This is a genomic window from Pararhizobium polonicum, from assembly GCF_001687365.1.
Lineage (GTDB): Bacteria > Pseudomonadota > Alphaproteobacteria > Rhizobiales > Rhizobiaceae > Pararhizobium > Pararhizobium polonicum.
This window is the reverse complement of sequence record NZ_LGLV01000021.1, coordinates 36,312-57,731: the sequence shown is the minus strand read 5'-3', so window position 1 is coordinate 57,731 and position 21,420 is coordinate 36,312. Positions and strand designations below refer to the sequence as shown.

20 protein-coding genes are annotated in these 21,420 nt (G+C 62.6%); 2 read left to right on the top strand and 18 right to left on the bottom strand.

Features of this window, described 5'->3' with window-relative positions:
• Positions 1-6 precede the first annotated feature (6 nt).
• The 5 genes from ADU59_RS27615 to ADU59_RS27595 all read right to left on the bottom strand — a co-directional run bounded on the left by ADU59_RS27615 (position 7) and on the right by ADU59_RS27595 (position 5,675).
• Positions 7-1,002, bottom strand: a complete 996-nt coding sequence (locus ADU59_RS27615; protein ID WP_068958729.1) for an aldo/keto reductase — start codon at positions 1,000-1,002, stop codon at positions 7-9.
• Complete coding sequence (locus ADU59_RS27610; RefSeq protein WP_068958727.1) at positions 999-2,015, bottom strand: sugar-binding transcriptional regulator; 1,017 nt, start codon at positions 2,013-2,015, stop codon at positions 999-1,001. Before ADU59_RS27610 ends, ADU59_RS27615 begins: the two co-directional genes overlap by 4 nt.
• Position 2,016: 1 nt before the next feature.
• The gene (locus ADU59_RS27605) at positions 2,017-3,009 is read right to left on the bottom strand and encodes an ABC transporter permease (protein WP_099050955.1); all 993 of its coding nucleotides are present in this window, start codon (positions 3,007-3,009) and stop codon (positions 2,017-2,019) included.
• A gap of 28 nt (positions 3,010-3,037) precedes the next feature.
• The gene (locus ADU59_RS27600; protein WP_068958723.1) at positions 3,038-4,576 is read right to left on the bottom strand and encodes a sugar ABC transporter ATP-binding protein; all 1,539 of its coding nucleotides are present in this window, start codon (positions 4,574-4,576) and stop codon (positions 3,038-3,040) included.
• Between the two features lie 70 nt (positions 4,577-4,646).
• Positions 4,647-5,675 carry a substrate-binding domain-containing protein gene (locus ADU59_RS27595; protein WP_068958721.1) on the bottom strand — a complete coding sequence of 343 codons (1,029 nt, stop codon included), beginning with the start codon at positions 5,673-5,675 and terminating at the stop codon, positions 4,647-4,649.
• Between the two features lie 336 nt (positions 5,676-6,011).
• Between ADU59_RS27595 and ADU59_RS27590 the strand changes: the two genes are divergently transcribed.
• Entirely contained in the window at positions 6,012-6,578 is a 567-nt protein-coding gene (locus ADU59_RS27590; RefSeq protein ID WP_068958837.1) for a dual specificity protein phosphatase family protein, read from the top strand.
• Positions 6,579-6,620: 42 nt separating this feature from the next.
• Here ADU59_RS27590 and ADU59_RS27585 read toward each other — a convergent pair whose 3' ends face one another.
• From ADU59_RS27585 to ADU59_RS27555, 7 genes are all read right to left on the bottom strand, one after another.
• Positions 6,621-7,325 carry a class II aldolase/adducin family protein gene (locus ADU59_RS27585; RefSeq protein WP_068958720.1) on the bottom strand — a complete coding sequence of 235 codons (705 nt, stop codon included), beginning with the start codon at positions 7,323-7,325 and terminating at the stop codon, positions 6,621-6,623.
• Positions 7,322-8,809: an FGGY-family carbohydrate kinase gene (locus ADU59_RS27580; protein WP_068958718.1), complete on the bottom strand. Its 1,488-nt coding sequence runs from the start codon at positions 8,807-8,809 to the stop codon at positions 7,322-7,324. Before ADU59_RS27580 ends, ADU59_RS27585 begins: the two co-directional genes overlap by 4 nt.
• Positions 8,810-8,874: 65 nt before the next feature.
• Positions 8,875-9,723, bottom strand: a complete 849-nt coding sequence (locus tag ADU59_RS27575) for a sugar phosphate isomerase/epimerase family protein (protein ID WP_068958716.1) — start codon at positions 9,721-9,723, stop codon at positions 8,875-8,877.
• Between the two features lie 4 nt (positions 9,724-9,727).
• The gene (locus tag ADU59_RS27570; RefSeq protein ID WP_068958714.1) at positions 9,728-10,723 is read right to left on the bottom strand and encodes an ABC transporter permease; all 996 of its coding nucleotides are present in this window, start codon (positions 10,721-10,723) and stop codon (positions 9,728-9,730) included.
• The gene (locus ADU59_RS27565) at positions 10,720-11,721 is read right to left on the bottom strand and encodes an ABC transporter permease (RefSeq protein ID WP_068958712.1); all 1,002 of its coding nucleotides are present in this window, start codon (positions 11,719-11,721) and stop codon (positions 10,720-10,722) included. The genes ADU59_RS27570 and ADU59_RS27565 overlap by 4 nt, the downstream gene beginning before the upstream one ends.
• Positions 11,714-13,228: a sugar ABC transporter ATP-binding protein gene (locus tag ADU59_RS27560; protein WP_068958710.1), complete on the bottom strand. Its 1,515-nt coding sequence runs from the start codon at positions 13,226-13,228 to the stop codon at positions 11,714-11,716. The genes ADU59_RS27565 and ADU59_RS27560 overlap by 8 nt, the downstream gene beginning before the upstream one ends.
• Positions 13,229-13,328: 100 nt before the next feature.
• Entirely contained in the window at positions 13,329-14,306 is a 978-nt protein-coding gene (locus ADU59_RS27555; protein WP_068958707.1) for an autoinducer 2 ABC transporter substrate-binding protein, read from the bottom strand.
• Positions 14,307-14,543: 237 nt separating this feature from the next.
• Here ADU59_RS27555 and ADU59_RS27550 point away from each other — a divergent pair, with 237 nt between their 5' ends.
• Positions 14,544-15,605 (top strand): LacI family DNA-binding transcriptional regulator, encoded by a 1,062-nt coding sequence (locus ADU59_RS27550; protein WP_068958835.1) that lies wholly within the window; start codon positions 14,544-14,546, stop codon positions 15,603-15,605.
• Positions 15,606-15,613: 8 nt separating this feature from the next.
• Here the strand turns inward: ADU59_RS27550 and ADU59_RS27545 are convergent, their stop codons facing one another.
• From ADU59_RS27545 to ADU59_RS27520, 6 genes are all read right to left on the bottom strand, one after another.
• Positions 15,614-16,696 carry an ABC transporter ATP-binding protein gene (locus tag ADU59_RS27545; protein WP_068958704.1) on the bottom strand — a complete coding sequence of 361 codons (1,083 nt, stop codon included), beginning with the start codon at positions 16,694-16,696 and terminating at the stop codon, positions 15,614-15,616.
• On the bottom strand, positions 16,693-17,493 hold the full coding sequence (locus tag ADU59_RS27540; protein WP_068958701.1) for an ABC transporter permease: 801 nt from the start codon (positions 17,491-17,493) through the stop codon (positions 16,693-16,695). The genes ADU59_RS27545 and ADU59_RS27540 overlap by 4 nt, the downstream gene beginning before the upstream one ends.
• Before the next feature lies 1 nt (position 17,494).
• Positions 17,495-18,370 carry an ABC transporter permease gene (locus ADU59_RS27535; RefSeq protein ID WP_068958699.1) on the bottom strand — a complete coding sequence of 292 codons (876 nt, stop codon included), beginning with the start codon at positions 18,368-18,370 and terminating at the stop codon, positions 17,495-17,497.
• A 119-nt stretch (positions 18,371-18,489) separates the two neighbouring features.
• The gene (locus ADU59_RS27530; RefSeq protein WP_068958698.1) at positions 18,490-19,500 is read right to left on the bottom strand and encodes a polyamine ABC transporter substrate-binding protein; all 1,011 of its coding nucleotides are present in this window, start codon (positions 19,498-19,500) and stop codon (positions 18,490-18,492) included.
• Between the two features lie 118 nt (positions 19,501-19,618).
• On the bottom strand, positions 19,619-19,948 hold the full coding sequence (locus ADU59_RS27525; protein WP_068958833.1) for an NIPSNAP family protein: 330 nt from the start codon (positions 19,946-19,948) through the stop codon (positions 19,619-19,621).
• A gap of 5 nt (positions 19,949-19,953) precedes the next feature.
• A complete protein-coding gene (locus tag ADU59_RS27520) occupies positions 19,954-21,420 on the bottom strand; it encodes an aldehyde dehydrogenase (protein WP_068958695.1) in 1,467 nt (488 codons plus the stop codon).

Sequence of the window (21,420 nt, the reverse complement as noted above, 5' to 3'; positions counted from 1 at the left end):
GATCCGCTACCTGTCCATATCAGTCAGTTTCGCCGCTATGGCCGTATCGATGGCGGCAAGGTCGGCCGCATCCAGCCGGATGGTTCCGGCCCGCGCATTGTCGATCGCCTGTGCCGGATTGCGCGCGCCGCAGAGCGCAAAGGTGACGCCGGGCTGGGCCAGCGTCCAGGCAATCACGGTCTGGGCAATGCTGGCACCGTGTTTGTCCGCGACCGGCCGGATGGCGTCGGCAAGGGCCGTGGCCTTCTCCCGGTTCCCCACAGAAAAGCGCGGGTTATCCTTGCGCTGGTCGTCGCCGGAAAACACCCGGTCCGGACCGATCGTGCCGGACAGAAGCCCCAGCGCCAGCGACGAATAGCTGAGCGTCGCAATGCCGTTGGCTCGGGTCAGCGGCAGGAGATCCACCTCGATCTCCCGGTCGATCATGCTAAACCGCTCCTGGATCGCATCGAGACCACCAACCGCAATATAGGCATCAAGCTCCTCGCGGCTGACATTGCTCGCCCCGATCGCCCGGATCTTGCCGGATGTGCGCAGGTCTTCCAGCGCCCGCATCGTCTCCTCGACCGGTGTCGTCGGGTCCTGCCAATGGGTGATGTAGAGATCGATATGGTCGGTGCCGAGCCGTCTCAGGCTTTCCTCGACCTCGTGCAGGATCGCATCGCGGCCGAGATAGCGGTGCACCGGCTTGCCGTCCTGATCGAAGAAATGCCGGCCCTTCTGCGTATGCCAGACAAGGCCGCATTTGGTGGCGATCACAGCCTTGTCGCGTCGCCCGGCCAGCGCCTTGCCGACAATCTCCTCGGAGCGCCCCAGCCCATAGGCCGGTGCCGTGTCGATCAGCGTCACGCCGGCCTCGAGCGAGGCCTGGATCGCAGCGATGGACTCGTTTTCATCCGTCCCGCCCCACATCCAGCCGCCGATCGCCCAGGTGCCGAGCCCGACCGCCGAGGCGGAAACGCCGGAGTTGCCGATCTCACGTGTCAATTGTTGCCCGCTCATGCCCATTTTCCTTCGCCATTCGCCAATGCCAGCACGCGCGCACCCGTCGCCTCGTCGGTCACCAGCGTATCCAGATGATTGCCCCGCAGGACGCTGAGGATCGGTCCTGCTTTGGCCGGTCCGCTCGCCACACCGATCTTCGTCGGGATCGAGGCGAACTCGGGAAGCGTCAGCGACACCAGCGAACGGTTGAGGCTGTAGTCGCAGACCCGGCCCTGATCGTCGAGCAGATGCGCCAACAGTTCGCAGGAAGCTCCGGAGCGCTCGATTGCGGCGCGATCGGTGCTCGATGACGGGTGCAGGTCGTAGTAACTCGAGTCGTCCGACAGGATCGAGCCGATGCCGACCACCGCCACCTTCGCCTCCCGTGCCCGCTGGAAGACATCGGCGACCGAGCGCATGTTGATCAGCATGCCGCGTTCGGCCGCACTGTCGGCAAACAGCGGCGCATGGATCTGATAGGAGCGGCCGCCCAGCCGGTCGGCCATCAATGTCGCGACATGGTTGACGTCGGTATAGTGCTTGCCCTGCACGCAGCCGGTCGCCGGAATAACCTCGACGCCGAAGCGCCGCTGCGCCTGCAGGCCGGCAACCACGGCGCTGACACCCTTGCCGCCGGTAATGCAGATCGTGTCGCCGTCGACGATCTCTTCCAAAAGCAACCTTGCTGCCGCTTCACCGACCGCCTGAAGCGCCGTCTGCGGATTGTCGGACACGGTCGGCACCACGACGGCGCGGCCGATGCCGCCGAGCGCCAGAAGCCGCTCCTCCATATCGACCAGCGGCTCGACCGGCGACTTGATCTTGATCTCAACAAGCCCGAGCTGGCGGCCGCGCTTGATCAGCCGGTTGACGGTGGCGTGCGAGATGCCGAGCTGATCGGCGATCTGCGCCTGCGTCAGGCCTTCGAGAAAATGCAGGACCAGCGCCTGGTGCATCTGCCGGGCGATAACGATTTCCTCGCGCGGCGGAGTGACAATTCTGGGTTTGGCTATCGGCCGATGGGGCGACATGTCAGGCAGCCTTCCGCTTGTGCAGGAAATGGTCGATCGAGACGGCAGCGAGCAGAATGCAGCCTTTGATCATATCCTGCCAATAGACGGAGACGTCGAGCAGGATCAACGAGCTTGTCACGACCGAGAGCAGAGCGATACCGAGAATTGCACCCAGGATCGTGCCGGAACCGCCATTCAGCGAGGCCCCTCCGATCACGGCCGCCGCAATGATGTTGAGCTCCATGCCGACACCGAAGGTGGGTGTCGCCGCGCCGAAGCGGGACATGTAGATGACGCCGGCAACACCCGACAGCGTGGCGCAGAGCACCGTCACCCAGAATTTCACCTGATTGGTCTTGATGCCGGAATAGAGCGCCGCCTTCTCGTTGCTGCCGGTGTAGAACACCTTGCGAAAGGCCGTTGCCCGGCGCAGCAGGAAATCGAACAGCACGACGACGGCGACGAAAATCAGGATCACATAGGGAATGCCATGGAACGTGCCCTGCCCGACCGCCTTGAATGAGGGCGGCAAGGTGAACAGCGACAGCGGCGTGCCCTTGGTGATGATCAGGCAGATGCCCCGCACGATCACCATTGCCGCCAGCGACGTGATGAAGTGGTTGAGCCCCACCACCGTCACGAAGAAGCCCATGACGCAGCCGATCAGGCCGCTGGCGATGATGCCGATCAAGGAGGCGCTCCAGGGGTCGAGCCCCATCAGGAACAGCGAGCCCGACAGCACCATCGAGAAGCAGACGACCGAACCGACCGAGAGATCAATACCGCCGACGATGAGCAGGATGGTCATGCCAACGACGACGATGCCTTCTACCGAAAAGGACATCAGCATCGCCCGGAAATTGCCGAGCGTCAGGAAATGGGGCGAGGCAAAGCTCATGACGATGCAGAGCGCCAGGATGATCGCGATCAGCCCCGCCTCGCGCAGCGTCCCCAGCCTCTTCCAGCCGGGCGCCCGTGCCTGATGTGCCGTTGTCAATGTCGCATCTGCCATCACCGTATCTCCTGCCCCTGCTTCTTCTTTATGCGGCATGCTCTGATGCCTTTGAATTGTTGTGGCCGCCGATGCCGGAAGCAAGCCGCATGATCGCCTCTTCCGTCATCGCCTCGCCCTCGACTTCGCCGGCAACCGTGCCTTCGCGGATCACCAGCACCCGGTCGCAGAGACCGAGAAGCTCCGGCAGTTCCGAGGAAATCACCACAATGCCGATGCCGGAGCGCGCGAGATCACGCAGCAGCCGGTGAATTTCCGATTTGGCGCCGACATCGATGCCGCGCGTCGGCTCATCCATCAGGATGACCTTGGGGTTGACCGCCAGCTGCTTGGCAATCGCCACCTTCTGCTGGTTACCGCCCGATAGAGACGAGACAGGCATATCGATGCCGCCCATCCGCACCCCGAGCCGCTTCGTCAGATCCCGGGCACGGTCCGCCTCGGCCTTGGAATTCAACAGGCCCAGCGGCCCGGTCAGCGACTTCAGATCGAGAACGGCAATATTCTGGGCAATGGACAGCTCCAAAAAGACGCCGGAACCCTTGCGATCCTCCGAAAGATAGACGACGCCCGCCTTTACGGCCTGCGCGTAGGACCGGGCCCGCAGCCGTTGCCCATGCAGTTGCACCTCGCCTTGCGTCACCGCACGCAATCCGCAAATGCCTTCGGCGATCTCCGTCCGGCCCGAGCCGATCAGCCCGCCGACACCCAGAATTTCGCCCTGGCGCAATTCAAAACTGACATTCCGGAAACGGCTGCCGTCGCCGAGATTACGGACGCTGAGAATGGTCTCGTCGGTGCGCTCCGCCATCGCCTGTTTTTCCGGATAGAGCTGGGTAATCTCCCGTCCGACCATGCGGCGCACCACGTCGTCCGGCGTCAGGTCCGCCACCTTCTCCGTCGAGACATAGCGTCCGTCGCGAAATACCGTCACCCGGTCGCACAGGCTGAAAATTTCGGCCATACGATGGCTGATATAGATGATCGAGATCCCTTGAGCCTTCAGATCGCGGATGATGCCGAACAGCACCTGCGTCTCGGATTCCGTCAGCGCCGCCGTCGGTTCATCGAAGATCAGCACGCGGCAATCGAGCGTCAGCGCCTTGGCGATCTCGACCAGTTGCTGGCTGGAAATCGGCAGTTCGGCCACTTTCCGGCGCACGTCGATCGGCGCCAGCCGGTTCATCACCGCCTGCGCGTCCCGCTCCAGCCTGCCATAGTTCATGAAAGGCGAGCGGCGGCGGTTGGTTGCCGCCATGAACATGTTTTCCGCCACGGTCGCATCGGGGCAAAGCGCGATCTCCTGATGCACCAGCCCAAGCCCGAGCGATTGCGCCACGGCCGGCGATGTCACCTTCACCGGCACGCCATCGACGAGGATCTCCCCCTCGCTCGGCTGCAGTACGCCGGCAATGATGTTCATCAGCGTCGACTTGCCCGCGCCGTTTTCACCGCACAGCGCATGAACCTCGCCCTTTTCCAGGCTGAAGCTCACGTCCGTCAACGCCTTCACGGCACCGAAGTGCTTGCTGACATTGCGGATTTCCAGAACCGGCACCGGCGCCATGATTGTCTCCTCCTTAACACTTGCGGTGGCTGTCCGGGGCTCCACACCCCGGACAGCCGGCACAAAAGGCTTACTCCTCGATGCCCTTCGTGCCCCGCCGCTTCAGGTACTTGTCCCAGTAGAAGTCGTCGGCATTGTCAGCGGTGACGATCGACAGGCCGTTGTCGACGAACGGAATGCTCATCGGGTTGAAGCCGGCGCGCTTGGCGTCGTTCATCGGATCGATCAGTTCCGGATGCTTGGCAAGCCACAGCAGCATGAAGCCCATGTAACCCTGCATACCCTGGTTCGGGTTGATCGAGCCGAACACTTCGCCCGCCTTGATCATGTCGAGAATGTTGGCATTGACGTCGGCACACATGACAAGGATCTTGCCGCCGTTTTCCTTGTTGGCCTGCGATGCGCCGATGGCCGAGTTGGCTTCCGGCATGAACACAGCCCCGAGGTTCGGATTGGCCTGGACGAGGCTCGAAAGCGCCTGATAGGCCTTGGTCGGATCCTGGTTGGAAGCAGCGCGGCCGACCAGCTTCATGTCCGGGTATTTTTCCGTCATACGGGCGATGAAGGCGGCGATGCGCTTGTCGTGATTGTCCTGGCCCGGGTTTTCCAGCACTGCGTACTCGCCCTTGCCACCCATCTTTTCGGCAATCGCGTCGGCGGCATAGGTGCCTTCGCGGGTATTGTCCGAGGTGATGAACGAGATGCGCTTGGAGAGCGGCGCATCGGCTGCGAAAGTCACCACAGCCGTGCCCTGGTCGATCGCCCGGTTGATCGGCTCGATGAACGGGTCGGAGTTCATCGGGTGGACAAGAATGCCGGCCGGGTTCTGCGCCAGTGCCTGGTCGAAGGTGGCGATCTGCTTGTTGACGTCATATTCCGGGGTGCCGGTATAGGCGGTCTCGCAGCCGAGCTGCTGACCGGCCTGCTTGAACATCTCATAGACCGGGAACCAGTATTCGACGCCGGACACCATGACGTTCATGACATATTTCTCGCCCGGCTTGCAGCGGAACGGATTGTCCGTTTCGGCACTGGCAACGCCGGCAAAAAGCGTCGATGCAAGGACCGCCAATGCGGTCGTGCTTAGAAAATTGCGCAAGATTCCTCCTCGAGGCCGAAGCCCCTCCCAAATATCCGGTGGCGCCCTGGCGGACGACCGATGATCCAATGAAGACCGGAACTCCTCCTCGAGTTCCGATGAGGACAGCTAACGGTAAAGACAAAGCCGTGTCAATATAATTCATATCTTGAAATATATTTCACGAAATCTGGGAATTGATGACCGGGAATGGCGGAGAACCCGGCGCCTGCTTCTGAGATAGACCATCCGCCCGGACTATCGGCATGGCGCGGCCGCCGCCGGCAGCGCCTTGACGTTCAGGCTGTTGTCAGCCGGGACCATCAGTTTGGCCTCGATAAACGAGGTTTCATCTTCATGCTGTTCAAGGTTCTGAAATTTGGCGGGCTGACGGTCTGCGCCGCTTTGCTGGCGCTCGGCGCCTATCTGCTGGCCATTCAGGCGACCGGCAATTTCTACGCCGTCGTGCCCGGCGAACTCTACCGTTCCAACCAGCCGACGGCCGCTCGGGTCGCCGATTATGCGCAGCGCTACGGTATCAAAACCATCGTCAACCTGCGTGGCAACGGCGAAGACGCGGCCTGGTACAAGGACGAGGTCGCGGCAGCAACGACGCTTGGCATCGAGCATATCGATTTCAGGATGTCGGCATGGAAAGAGCTTTCGCCGGACCAATCGCAAAAGCTCGTCGCCCTGTTGCGCGACGCGCCCAAGCCCATCCTCATCCATTGCAAATCCGGATCGGACCGCACCGGCCTTGCCTCGGCGCTCTACCTCTACCAGATTACCAAGGCAAACGAGGACACCGCCGAAAGGCAGCTGTCCATCCGGTTCGGCCATCTGGGCATCCCGTTCCTGTCGCCCACCTATGCGATGGACAAGAACTGGGAGACCATCGAGAAGTCGGCCAACAACGCCAGCTGATCGTTCCGGCAGGCCATCAAGGGCCTGTATCCGCCGCCCGTTTCAGGACGCGGCGGCCTTGGGCCGGGCAACATCGCTGATCCCTTCCGCATCCGGCGCATGGCCATAGCTCATCTTGCGCATCTGCTCGATCACCCGCGCCATCTCATCGTCGGGCAGCACCGGCGGCTCGCCCAGCGTCAGGGCCTGCACATACATGCGCGACAGGGTCTCGATCTCGATCGCCAGCCACAGCGCCGATTCCAATGTCTTGCCGAGCGAGATCTGGCCATGCTGGCCGAGCAGGCAGGCGAGCCGGTCCTTGAGCGCCACCAGCGCGTGGTCCGACAGCGCCTGCGTGCCGAAGGTGGCATATTCGGCGCAGCGGATCGTCGTTCCTCCGGCGATGCCGGTCATATAGTGAAAGCTCGGAATGGTCTTGTGATGGCAGGCAAGCGTCGTCGCATAGATTGAATGGCAATGCAGCACGACATTGATATCCGTGCGGTTCTTGAGGATATCGCGGTGGAACCGCCATTCCGACGACGGCCTGCGGCCCACATAGGTGCCATCGAAATCCATCTCCACCAGATCGTCCGGCGTCATCGTGTCGTAAGGCAGCGACGATGGCGTGACCAGGAATCCGCTGCCGGTGCGCACCGACAGATTGCCGGCCGTCCCCTGGTTGATGCCGCTCGAATTCATCCGCCGGCAGATATCGACCATGTCGCGGCGCAGCGCCGCAGTGTCAGTCAGAGTGTCGCTCATGTGATGGACCTTTCATGAAGTGAATGGAAATGCGTCGTTGAAGATCGCCTGGCCGCGGCCTTCCAGCGCTCTGCATAGGCGGCAAGCTCGCCCGGTGGATGATGAAAAACCGGCGGCTTTTCCAAAGCGATCGCCGCGCGGGCCGGCCGGATCCCGTGGCTGGCGAGAAGCGCCGTACCGGCTGCAACGCCATAGGCATCCAGATTGGCAACCGTATCGCCCTGCGGCCGCAGGGCTGCGACCAGCGCCGCATAGAGCGGATCGCGCAGGAAACTGCCGTCGAGAATAACCCGGCCGCGGCTGTCCAGCGCATCAAGACATTCGACCGTCAGCAGCGCCGTATAGAGAACCGCCAGCGCCTTGCGCTCAGTCGCATCCACCGGCCGGGGGCCGATGATCCGCCCCTTGCCGGCGCTGCCGGGAAACAGCCCGTCGTCATCGCCGAAGGACGGCAGCGCCATCGTGCCCTGCGCAATCATCCGGCTGATGAGCGCTGCGTCCGTATCGAGCGGGGCATCGTCACGGCCGATGATATGGCTGAATTCCCGTCCGCCCATGGTCAGCGCGCCGCCCACGGGCCGGCCGTGCACATCGCTGTTGCAGGACATTCCCCGGTGTTCGTCCAGCCGGGAAAGCGGCGTCTTGCCGCTGAGCGCGACGATCCATGTGCCGGTGGAGACCACCGTCGCATCGTGAAATCCGGCTGCCTGATAGCGGTAGAAATTGGCGCTGCTGTCATGAATGCCGGCCAGCACCCGCATGTCTGCGGGCAGGCCATAGCGTTCGGCCAGAACCGGTCGGATGGTCCCGATTGCCTCCCACGCCCTGGCGAAAGGCGGCAGCAGGTTTTCCCAGCCCTGCGCGCCGACGATCGGCGACCAGCGTTTCTCCGCGACATTCCACAGATGCGACTGCGCCCCCAGAACGGTTGCCTCCGAAACCGCCACACCCGACAGCCGCCAGGCCCAATATTGCGGAACGCCGAGAAACCAGCGCGCCCTCGAAAATGCTTCAGGTGCCGCCTGCTGCATCCAGAACATCTGCCGCGCGTGATGGGTGGCGCCATGCATCATGGCGCTGCCGCGATCGAGGAAGGAGCCGGACAGCGGCAGGTAGCGAGTGCGGATATCTTCCGGCAAAGCCTGCTCGTAATCGATCATCGGCAGGGCAGTTCCATCACCATCGTCGGGATCGGGGCCGACCAGCACGCCGCCGGAGCCGTGGCCGGACGACACGAACGTCGATAGCGGATGGCGTCTGCAAAGTCCGGCAAGCGTGTCAAACACCCAGCCGCTCAGCGCATTCAGGTCATGATGCCGCCACGGCCCCTGCCGCAACACCGGATTGGGAACGGACAAAGTTTCGAGAATGGTCCCGGCCGCCGTGACGGCGTTGAGCTTCACATTGGTCTTGCCGACATCGAGAACGGCGACGGTCGCAGGCTGCCCACCGTCCGCTCGATCTCTCCCGTGCCCTTCCGTCATGTCCGCATCCCGAATCCAACCCGCATGTGCGGCTGTTCCCACCGATGCGGGAACAGCCCTGATCGTCAGATCAAACCGTATTGCCGCGCCTTGTTGCGCAGGAACGGCAGGCCGTTGCCCATCACTTCCGCCTCGTCCCTGGCCACCGGACGCCAGACGGCGAGCCCATAGGCCACCTCCGGTGGCATGTTGATGAAGCTTTCCATGGCAAGGCCGCCCTTGAAGCCGATCGCCGCCAGCGCCGCGTAGATTGCGTCCCACGGAATATTGCCGTAGCCCGGCGTGCCCCGGTCGCTTTCGGACAGATGGATATATTTCAGATGCTCGCGCGCCTCGAGAATGCCGTTGGCGGCACCCTTTTCCTCGATGTTCATGTGATAGGTGTCGAGGTGCACGAAGACATTGTCGGCACCGACGCGCTCGATCAGATTAACCGCTTGGGCGGCCGTATTGATCAGATGGGTCTCGTAACGATTGACCGCCTCGATACCCAGCTGGATGCCGCGCGTCCTTGCGTGTTTCGACGCCGCCTGCAGGGCCCGGGCGATATTGTCATATTCCTTCTCGCTCGGCGGAACGCCGGTGCGTTCGCCGATGCCGCCGAAGATCACCCCGGACAGGGCCTCACCCCCCATGTCCGCCGTCTTGTCGATGGCGACCTTCAGATAGTCGACGGCCTTTTCTGGATGCACCGAGGCCCAGGCATGCTCCGGCAGTCCGAGCGAGCAGACAGAGCGCAGCTTGTGTTTCTCGAGAAGCTTGCGGCTATGCTCCGCATCCACCGCCGGCGCGTTCAAAAGCGCGATCTCGATGAAATCCATCTCGTATTTGACGGCGGCGGCAATCGCCTTTTCCGCCCCTTCGCGGTCCCAGTTCATGGTCCACATGCTGGTATGAACACCAAAACCCTGCATAGCCTTATCCTTTTTTTCGTTTGAGAAATGTGAACTGGCCCGCGGCAAAGCGCAGGATCATCACGGTAATGAGCAGAATGCCCCAGACGGCCGTCGCCAGATGCTGGTTGGCCCCCATCAGGTTGAGCCCGGACGCCAGAAGCTGCAGAACGACCAGCGCGACGAAGACGGGAATGACCCGGCCGAAACCGCCGAACGGATTGACGCCGCCGAGAAAGCAGGCGAGCACGGTGATCAGCAGGTAGGATTCCCCATGGCCGACGCGCACCGAATTGAACCGGGCCAGCATGATGATGCCGGCGATCGCGCACATCGCGCCCGACAGCGTATAGACCAGCACCAGGGTCTTGCGCGTGTTGACGCCGGAATAGCGCGCCGCCTCGATGTTCGAGCCGATCATATAAGTGTTGAAACCGAGCTTCATCCGGGTCAGCAGCAGGTGCCAGATCAGCACGCAGCCGATGAGGACCATCAGCGGTACCGGAAAGCCGAGAATGCTGCCGTGGCCGAGCGGCTGAAGAAAAGCCGGGAAGCCCGAGACATCGCCACCGCGCGTCAGGAATTCGCCGAGCCCGCGCAGGAAGATCATCATCGATAGAGAGACAAGGATCGGATGGGCGCGTGTATAGGCAATCACCAGTCCCATCACCACGCCGCTGAGCGCGCCAACGCCGATGCCGAGCAGAGCGCCAAGAAAAAAGGCGAAAGGCCCCGCATCCGCGCCGCCATGCTGCTGCAGCACCCAGGCCGTGGTCAGCCCGGCGATATTGGCGGTGAAGGTGATGGCAAGGTTGAGCCCCCCGGTCAGCACCGGCAACAGCATGGCAAGGGTCAGAAGCCCCAGTTCCGGCAGCTGGAAGGCAACCGAGCCGAAGGTGGCGCGGCTGAGAAATTGCGGCGATGCGAGGCTGAAAACGATCAGCACGGCGATCAGCGCAAATCCCGGTCCGGCCATATCGGGTCCGAGCGCCGTCTTGATACGATTGAGGATTGCGGTCATTGGCGGCCCTCCTCCTGGCGCATGAACGGCAGCAGCTTTTCGATGCTGGTGTTGGACAGCGTGATGGCGACGAGAATGATGGCGCCGACGATCATCTTGAAGGCATAGGGCGAGACACCCGCCAGATTGAGCCCGTTCTGGGTGATCGAGATCAACAGCACGCCAAGCACGCAGCCGAGCACCGATCCCTTGCCGCCGCCAAGCCGCGCGCCGCCCAGCACCACGGCGGCCAGCACATCCAGTTCGCGGCCGTAGAGCGCATTGGGGACGACTTCCTGCGCATAATGCGCCTGCACCAGGCCACCGATCCCGGCCATCATGCCGAGCCAGCCGAAGGCAATGAACTGCATGGCGCCGATATTGATGCCGAAACGCCGCGCCCCTTCCGGATTGTCGCCAAAGGCATAGAGCTGCCGCCCCGTCGTCGTGCGGGTGATGAAGACCCAGGTGGCGACCACGCAGATGAGCATCACCAGCACCGGCAGGGTGATCTCGATCCAGCTGCCATCGGCCATTTCATGCTCGAACAGCACGACGCGCGAGGTCAGCCAGTCCGGCAGATTGTAGATCGACACGCCGCGGGTGAAGAACATCAAGAGGCCGAAATAGATGTTGAAGGTGGCGATGGTCGCAACAATCGAGATGATCCGGAACCGGTGGATCAGGAAGGCGTTGACGGCACCGAGCAGGATGCCGAGCGTACCGGCGATCAGCAATCCGCTGATCCACCCGCCGCCGCTCATCCACCCCAGCAGGATCGCAGCAACGTATTGGACGACCGAAGCGGCGACTGCGAACGAGATATCGATGCCGCCGGCAATCAGCACCACCAGCAGGCCAACGGCGAAGATGATGTTGACGGAGCTGGTGTTGAGCAGATCGAACGCATTGCCGAGCGAAAAGAACCGGTCGGTGGCGATCGACAGGAATAGGCTGATGACCGCGATGACCGCGAGCAGCGCAAATTCTGTCGCGTGGGATTGAACGACCTTACGCATAGACGGCTGCCTCGATATCCGCGAGCGAGCAGGCCGCCGGCGTGAACTGATTGACCACACGCCCCTGCGCCATGTGCAGCACGCGGTCGGCATTGAAATAGACTTCCGGCACCTCGTCGGAGATCAGGATGATCGCAAGGCCGCTGTCGGCAAGTTTTGCAACGATCTCGAAGATGCCGGCACGTGCGCCGACATCGACACCAACGGTCGGCGCATCGAGAATGAGCAGCTTCGGATCGGTCGCCAGCCATTTGGCAATGGCGATGCGCTGCTGGTTGCCGCCTGAAAGCGTAGAGATCGCATCGCCCTGCTGGCCAATCTTGACGCCGAGATCGGCGATCCACTGGGCGACGAGATCCCGCTTGCGGCTGTCGGACAACAGCCCGCCGGAGGTGATGCGGTCGAGCGACGCGATCACCAGATTGTCGGCGATCGACTGCGGCTGGATGAGGCCGAGAGACAGCCGGTCCTCGGACAGATAGGCGACACCGGCGGCAATGGCATCGCGGTTGGACGAAAAACGGACCGGTTTCCCCTCAAGCTTTACAGTGCCGGATCGCGGCTTCAGCATGCCGAACAGCGACAGCGCCAGTTCGGTGCGCCCTGCCCCCAAGAGCCCGGTAATCCCCAACGTCTCGCCGCGCCGCACGGTCAAGGCGATACCCTCGAACTGGCCGGGCAGGCTGAGCCCCTCCACTTCCAGCACCACCGGATTGGCGCTGACATCGCGGATGCGGATGGTCTGGTCGAAGGTCTTGCCGGTCATCAGTTCGGTGATGCGCGACTGGGTCATGCCCCCGGTCGAATAGACACCGACGAGCGCGCCGTCACGCAGAACCGTCAGCCGGCTCGAAATCTCCAGTACCTCGGCCAGCCGGTGGCTGACGAACACCACGGCGACGCCGGAGGCTGACAGCGTGCGCACGATATCGAGCAGATGGTCGGTTTCCGATTGCGTCAGCGATGCGGTCGGCTCATCCATGAAGACCAGCCTCGCCTCGCCGACAAGGGCGCGTGCGATCGCCACGATCTGGCGCTGGGCGATCGGATAATCCTTCAGCGGCCGGTCGACATCGAGCGTCACGCCGAGCCGCGCCAGCGCCTTTTCCGCCGTCTTGCGCATGCTGGAATAGTTGACGAAACGCGGCCGGCGGCCGAGCAATGTCTGGAACGCGATGTTTTCGGCCACCGTCATTTCCGGAAACAGGGCGAGATCCTGCCAGATTACCTGGATACCGGCATTCTGGGCGGTGACCGGCGACATATGCGAATAGGTCTGTCCGTCGAATTCGATGACCGCGCCGTCCTGCGGGCGGTAGACGCCGGTGATGATCTTGATCAGCGTGCTCTTGCCGGAACCGTTTTCACCGGCCAGGCAATGCACCTCGCCGGGCAGGACGTCGAAGCCGACATCCTTCAGCGCCCTGACGCCGCCGAAGGTCATATTGATGTTGCGCAGGGACAGAAGCGGCTTTCGGCCGCTGTCCACGCTCGCACGTCCAGTCATCGCACCAACCTGTGAAAAGCTCGTCTATGGAAATCCCGGGGCACCGCCGAGCCGGCCGAAACCAGCCCAGCAGCCCCGGGAGAACGCGTTCGGCGGACGCTTACAGGCCCATGGCCGCAAGCTCGTCCACCGTGTCCTTGTTGATCGGCAGCAACTGATCGACGATGATGTCGTTGCCGACAGGCTTGATCACGCCGAGACCGGGAATATCGTCGCCGTCCTTGACGCTCTCACCCTTGATCAGCCGATCGGCCAGGGTGACGAAAACTTCGCCGGACTGTTTCGGATTCCACATGAAGCCGCCGGAAATCGCGCCGGACTTGATCAGCTTCTGGCCCTGTCCGGGCGAGAAAGGACCGAGCACGAAGATCTCGCCGGTCTTGCGGCGTTCTTCCACCGCGCGTCCGGCACCGATCGGCCCCTGGCTGCCGAAAGCAAGAAAGCCCTTGATCCCCGGATGCGCCGAGATCAGATCGAGCGCGGTCGAGCGGCTCTTGTCGACATCTTCGGCCACGCCATAGCGTTCGCCGACCAGCGTCATGTCGGGATAGTTGGCCTTGATATAGGCGATCGCCGCATCGGCCCAGGCGTTGTGCAGGGGAACGGTGAGCGAGCCGACGAACACGGCATATTCGCCCTTGCCGCCCATTTTCTCCGCCAGCAGCTTGCCATGGGCTTCGCCGAAGCCGGTCGAAGAGGCCAGCTCGAAATTCCAGTCGGCGCCCTTCTGGCTCGGCGATTCATGGGTGATGACGAAGATGCCCGCGGCCTTGGCCTTGGCCAGCACCGGCTCAAGCACCTTGGCATCGTTGGGCACGACACCGATGACCTTGACCCCTTGCGCGATCAGGTCCTCGATGGCGCGCACCTGAAGCGCCGGATCGGCGCTGGTCGGGCCGACCATGAAGGCATCGAGACCGAGCTTGGCGCCCTGCTCCTTGATCCCGGCATCCATGGCATTGAACCACGGGATACCGCCGATCTTGACGACGACACCGATCTTGTCGGCAGCCATCGCCGTAAACGAAACGCCAAGCGACAGCGACGCAGCCAGCGCTGCGATCATAAACTTTTTCATGTTTCTTCCTCCTCCAAACGTTTCCGCGCAGGAAACACCCCGGGCCGCCCGGTAGGCGGTCCTGTCGGTTCAGTTCGACGCGGGAAATCGCATCCTCCAGTTGACCGCCTCCTCAAGCGGACCCCGATTGCACAATCGATATTTCTTTTTGCACAATCGATGGTGCAATCAATATGTTTTGGATTTAAGCTTTCGTCAAGAGGGAACTGGCACTAAACAAAATAGATGGAGGACGGCATGAAGCAGCAGGGCAAGAAGAAGGCGACGATCTACGATCTTTCGGTCCTGTCCGGCTGTTCCGCCTCGACCGTCAGCGCCGTGCTGAACGGCACATGGCGCAAGCGGCGGATCAAGGAAAGCACCGCCGAGCTCATCCGGAGCCTTGCCGAGCAGCACCAGTATACGGCAAACCTGCAGGCACGCGGTTTGCGCAGCTCCCGCTCCGGCCTCGTCGGCCTGCTGCTGCCCGTTCACGACAACCGCTATTTCTCCTCCATGGCGCAGACCTTCGAAGCGCAGGTGCGCAGCCATGGCAAGTGCCCGGTGGTCGTCAGTGCCTGCCGCGATCCGCAGGAAGAGCTTGCGACGGTCGAAACGCTGATTTCCTATTCGATCGACGAGCTGTTCATCGCCGGCGCAACCGATCCCGACAGCGTCCACGCCCTGTGCGAGGCAGCCGGCATCCGCCACATCAATATCGACCTGCCGGGGACAAAGGCGCCATCGGTCATCAGCGACAACTATCAGGGCGCCCGGATGCTGACGCAAGCGATCATCCAGCGTTTCGGCGCCGCCGATCCGCTATTGCCGGAAGAGCTGTTCCTGTTCGGCGGCCGCAACGACCATGCCAGCCGCGAACGCATCAGGGGCTTTCGCGATATCAAGTCCGAGCTGCTCGGCAGGGATACCGATGGCAGCATCCAGCCGACCGGCTATTCGCCGAACATGACGCAAAAGGCCTTCGAGGCCTTCTATGCGCGGGAAGGAAAACTACCGCGCGGCCTCTTCATCAACTCGTCGATCAATTTCGAGGGTCTGCTCCGCTTCATGGCCCAGCATCCACACGAAGCCTTCACCGATATCGTCGTCGGCTGCTACGACTATGATCCCTTCGGATCATTCCTGCCCTTCCCGGTCATCATGATCCGGCAGGACACCGAGAGCATGCTTGCCAAGGCCTTCGAGCTCATCGAGGAAAGCCGCCCCGCCGTCAAAATCCACCTGATCCAGCCCGAGCTGGTGCATCCGCGAACGGCCCTGAACGGCCCGCTCGATTCCATCCGCGACATCGACGCGTAGAGCGCTGGCTATGCGCAGAACACATGCGCGCTGGCCGGATCGAAACCGAGCGAAACCCGATCCCCTCGCGCAAGACTGGACGCGGCTTCATGGCCGAAGGGCAGGCGCACCGACAGCGCCTCGCCCGTCTCGGCGGCAGCCGCCACATGGATGTTGCTGCCAAGAAAGGTGATGTCGGTGACGGTGGCCGCCAGATTGGCAGTCCCCTCCCCGGCGAGACCGCGTGCCAGCGACAGACGTTCGGGCCGCAGCATCAGCGCCGCCGTGCCGCCGGCGGATGCCCGCCCGTGCACCGGCACGCTGCGGATCGTGCCACTCGATCCGATGGCGATATCGGCGCGTCCATTCTGCGCGGAAAGAATACGGCAATCGACGAAATCGCTATCGCCGACGAACTCTGCGACGAAGCGGGTGGCCGGATTGGCATAAAGCTCCGGCCCGGTACCGATCTGGTCGATCACCCCTTTGGAAAACACCGCGATCCGGTCCGACAACCTGAGCGCCTCTTCCTGATCGTGCGTCACATAGAGGATGGTCACCTCGGTTTCCTGATGGATGCGGCGGATCTCGTGCTGGATTTCCTCGCGCAGCTTCTTGTCAAGCGCCGACAGCGGCTCGTCCATCAAAAGCACCGGCGGATCATAGGCAAGCGCCCGCGCCAGCGCCACGCGCTGCTGCTGGCCACCCGACATCTGCGCCGGCTTGCGATCCTCGAAACCCTCAAGCCGGACGAGCTTCAGCATCTTTTTGACCTTGGCATCGATCTCGGCCTTGGGCAGGCGCCGAACCTGGAGCGGAAACGCGATGTTCTCACCGACCGACAGATGCGGAAACAGCGTGTAGCGCTGGAACACCATGCCGATATTGCGCTTGTGCGAGGGCGTCGCGATCAGGCTTTCGCCATTGAGCAGAATATCGCCCGCCGTCGGATTCTCGAAGCCGGCCAGGATATAGAGCGTCGTGCTCTTGCCCGATCCGGACGGGCCGAGAAAGGTCATGAACTCGCCGCGCTCGACCGTGAGGTTGACGTCGCGGACGGCGGTGACGATGCCGTAGTCCTTTCTGAGAGCACGGATTTGCAGGAAACTCATGATTTCAGTCCTTTGCGCAGCAGCGCGACCAGCAGCATCAGGGCGATGGTAACGACGATAAGAAGGGTGGAAGCGGCAGCGATCACCGGCGTCAGGTCCTGGCGCAGCGTCGCCCAGATCTTGACGGGCAGCGTCTGCAGGGTCGGGCTTGCCATGAAGATCGCCAGCACGACCTCATCCCACGAGGTAAGAAACGAAAAGACGGCCGCCGAGAACACCCCATGGCTGATCGATGGCAGGGTGATGCGCAGCTTCGCCTCGAGCGGGCTTGCACCACACAACACCGCCGCGTCCTCGATCGACTTGTCGAAGCCTTCCAGCGCATTGGTGATGGAGAGGATCGAAAACGGCAGCGCCACGACCAGATGGGCGATGACGAAGCCGGTCACCGTGCCGTTCAGCCCCACGCGCAGGAAAAAGGCATAGAGCGCGACGGCAAGCACCACCACCGGCAGGATCATCGGCGTCAGGAACAGCGCCCTCAGCCCCTCCTTGCCGATGAACCGGCCACGCACCAGCCCGAAGGAGGCGACGAGCCCGATCAGGACGGACAGAACGGTGACGATCGCGGCGATGTAAAAACTGGTGCCGGCCGCCTCCAGCCAGCGCGGATCGGCAAAGAAAGCCGCGTACCATTTCAGCGTCCAGCCAGGCGGCGGAAAGATCAGCCATTGCGACGAGCCGAAGGACAGCGCCGCGATGAAGATGATCGGCAGGATCAGGAAGGCCGCCGTCAGCCCCGTGATCCCGAGCAGGATCCATTTCCATCCACCGAGACGGTCGAAATTGAGCAGCATCTCAGCGTCCCTCCATGCGGGTCGGGCCGAACAGCCGGAGCTGGATGGCATAGAGCGTCAGGGTGACGACCAGCAGCACCAGCGCCGCGGCACCGCCCATGCCCCAGTTGACCAGCGACTGCACGAACTGCGCGATCAGTTCGGCCAGCATCATGTTGGCCGTGCCGCCCAATAGCGCCGGGGTGACGAAATAACCGAGCGACATGACGAACACCATCAGCGCGCCGGAAACCATGCCGGGGGCTGCCAGCGGAATGAGGATACGGGTCAGCGCCTGCCAACGGGTGGCGCCGCACAGCGCCGCCGCCTGCAGGATGGCCGGATCGATCTTGCGGATGACGCCGTAGAGCGGCAGGATGATGAAGGGCAGCATGATATAGGTCATGCCGATGGTGACGCCGGTCAGGTTGTTGACCAGCGGCAACGGCTCGCTGATCAGGCCAAGCCCCATCAGCGTCTTGTTGATCACGCCGGTGCGCTGGAGGAGCACCATCCAGGCATAGGTGCGGGTCAAAAGGTTCGTCCACATCGACAGAAGCAGGATGGCAAAGACGATCGACGACAGCCGCGACGGCATGATCGCGAGCGCCCAGGCGACGGGAAAACCGATGGCCAGCGTCACAGCCGTCACCAGCGCCGAAACGGTAAAGGTATTGAGGAAAATCTTCAGATAGGTGGTGGAGCCGAGCAGCGCCGCATAGTTACCGAGCCCCGGTTCGGGCTCCATGACGCTGCGCAACAGCAGCGACAACACCGGCAGGATGAAAAACACCACAAGCAGCAACAGAGCCGGAACGGTCAGCGCGAAATTCATCGGCCGGACCAGCCGCAGCTTTTCCGTTCGCGGTGGACTGTCTCGCTCGGTCAACAGGACCATGCCGAAATACCTTCCAAAAGATGCTGGCAGAAAACACACTGGCCGGACACATACCCGGCCGAAAAGACGCCTGTCGAAAAGGGAATGTGGGCGCGAACCAGCCGCGCCCGCAACAAAGCTTATTTTGCCTGCCAGGCGTACCAGCGCTCGCCGATCGCATCGCGATTTTCAGCCCAGTAGCCCATGTCGGTATTCACTTGCCCTGCCGTCTGCTGGTCCGGCAGCGTCTTGGCAAGGTCCGGGTCCATCAGTTTCGGCGAATCCAGATTGACCGGGGCGTAGCCGGTCCCCTTGGCCATCTCCGCCTGCCCTTCGGCAGAGGATGCGAACGCGATGAACTTCATCGCCGCATCCTTGTTCTTGGCGCCCTTCGGCACGACAAGCGCATCGGCGGCGGTGATGTTCTGCTCCCAGGAGGTTTCGACCGTGACCCCGGTGGCGGCCAGCGCCGTCAGGCGGCCGTTCCAGAAGGAGCCGAAGGGCGCCTCAGCCGAGGCCAGCAGCTGCTGCGATTGCGCGCCGCCCGTCCACCAGATGATATCGGCCTTGATCGTGTCGAGCTTCTTGAAGGCGCGATCCAGATCCAGTGGATAGAGCTTGTCGGGCGCGACGCCATCGGCCAGCAGCGCCGCCTCAATGACGCCGGGCGCCGACCACTTGTAGAAGGTTCGCTTGCCGGGGAATTTCGTCGTGTCGAACAGGTCCGCCCAGCTCTTCGGGCAGGCCGAAACCGCATCCTTGTTGCAGCCGATCACGAAGGAATAATAGAAACTGCCGACCGAATAATCGGTAACAAAACGCGGATCGAGCTTGCTCTTGTCGATGGCGGTGAAGTCGAGCTTTTCCAGAAGCCCGGCCTTGCCGGCCTGGACGGCATAATCGCCTTCGACATCAACCACATCCCAGGTGACGCCGGCGGCTTCGACCATGGCCTTGATCTTACCATAGTCGGTCGGACCGTCCTGCAGAACGGCGATACCGCTCTTTTCCGTGAACTTGTCGGCCCAGGCGGCCTTCTGCACATCCTGCGTCGTGCCGCCCCAACTGGTGAAAACCATGTCCGCGGCGCCGGCCTGCGTCGAGAGGCCGAGCATTGCGGCCATGGCCGCGATAATGACTGTGTTCTTCATGTTCCCTTGCTCCGTTCTTGTTGGACTGCTTCTTGTCGTCTTGCAGCGGTCTGCGCCGCCGTTTGTCAGCCTGCCATCGTCCGGATTTTCCCTTTCCGGACGTGTAGGCCTATTGTCATCACACCGGCCGCGATCCTCCCACAGGTGAGAAGGCGGCCGGTTTCATGATCTTGTTTTCAGCAACCTCGATCAGGTCGCGGATCTTCGGTAGGAATGCCTGCCAGGCCGGATCGGCCATCAGTCGGCCGCGCCGCGCTTCCCGATCGTCAAGGCTCGAAAAGCCCCAGATATGGACGATTTCGTTGATCACGCCGATTTCCGAGAAGAAGTAGCCGATCAGTTCGCCCAGATGCTTCTTCTGGATGGCGATGCCTTCCTCTTCCACGACCTTGAGATAGGCCGGGATGGCGCCGTTCTTCAGCCGGTAGGTGCGGATTTCGTAGACCATCGCCGTCACCGCATCACAAAGGGATCGGGGATCGGATCGTCCGACGTCCGCAGCCAGACGGTCTTGGTGCGGGTGTAGCTCAGCGCCGCAGCAAGCCCGCCCTCGCGCCCGTCGCCGGAAAGGCCCGAACCGCCGAACGGCGCAATCGGCGAGACCGCCCGGTAGGTGTTGACCCAGACGATGCCGGCGCGGATCGATTTCATCAGCCGGTGCGCCCGCGTCAGGTTCTGCGTGAAGATGCCGGACGCAAGCCCGTAAGGCGTGCCGTTGGCCAAGTCGAGCGCCTCCGCCTCCGTCTCGAAGGACACAACGGAGAGAACCGGCCCGAAGAATTCCTTTTCCAGGGACGGCGCGGTCGTGCCGTCGCAATCGAGAATGGTCGGGCGATAGAAATAGCCCTCACCGGCCGGCGCCGATCCGCCCGTGACGAGCTTTGCCCCGGCGGCAAGCGATGCGGCAACCAGCGTTTCGATATGCCGGCGCTGCCGCTCCGTCGCCAGCGGCCCCACCTCGGTTTCCATGGACATCGGCGAACCAATGCGGATCGCAGCCGCCTTGGCCGCAAGGATTTCGAGAAACCGGTCCTTGACGCTGCGCTCGACGATCAGCCGCGATGCGGCGACGCAGCTCTGGCCGGTGGCCGCGAAAATGCCTGCCACCTGGGCATTCGCCGCACTTTCGAGATCGGCATCTGCAAAGACCAGCAGCGGCGACTTGCCGCCAAGTTCAAGCGAGGTGGAGGCGAGATTTTCCGCCGAACTTCGAACAATATGGCGGGCAGTCTCGGCACCGCCGGTAAAGGCGATGTGAGCGACCTTCGGATGTGCGGTCAGTGTCGCGCCGCAGGTGGCGCCGAAACCGGTGATGATGTTGACGACGCCGGGCGGAAAGCCTGCCTCATCGACAAGCCGGGCAAATTCGAGCAGCGGTGCCGGGCCGTCTTCGGACGCCTTGACGACGATGGTGCAGCCAGCGGCCAGCGCCGGGCCGATCTTGACGGCGGCAAGAAACAGCTGGCTGTTCCACGGCACGATGGCGGCCACGACACCGACCGGCTCGCGGCGCAGCCAGACATCCATGTCCGGCTTGTCGATCGGCAGCGTCGCGCCTTCGATCTTGTCGGCCAGCCCGGCGTAATAGCGGTAATAGTCGGCGACATAGGCGATCTGCGAGGAGGTTTCGCGGATGATCTTGCCAGTATCGCGGGTTTCCAGTTCGGCCAGTTTCGCTACGTTGGCCGCGATCAGTTCAGCGAGCCGGTACAGCAGCTTGCCGCGCTGCGTCGCGGTCATCCGGGGCCAGCTGCCGTCGCCATAAAGTGCCCGGTGGGCCGCTTCGACGGCGCGATCGACGTCATCCGCGCGGCTTTCGGGGATCTGCGCCCATTCGGCGCCGGTTGCCGGATCGATACTGACAAAGCGGCTCTCGCCATTGCCGAAACTGCCGTCGATGTAACATTGAAACTGCTGCAT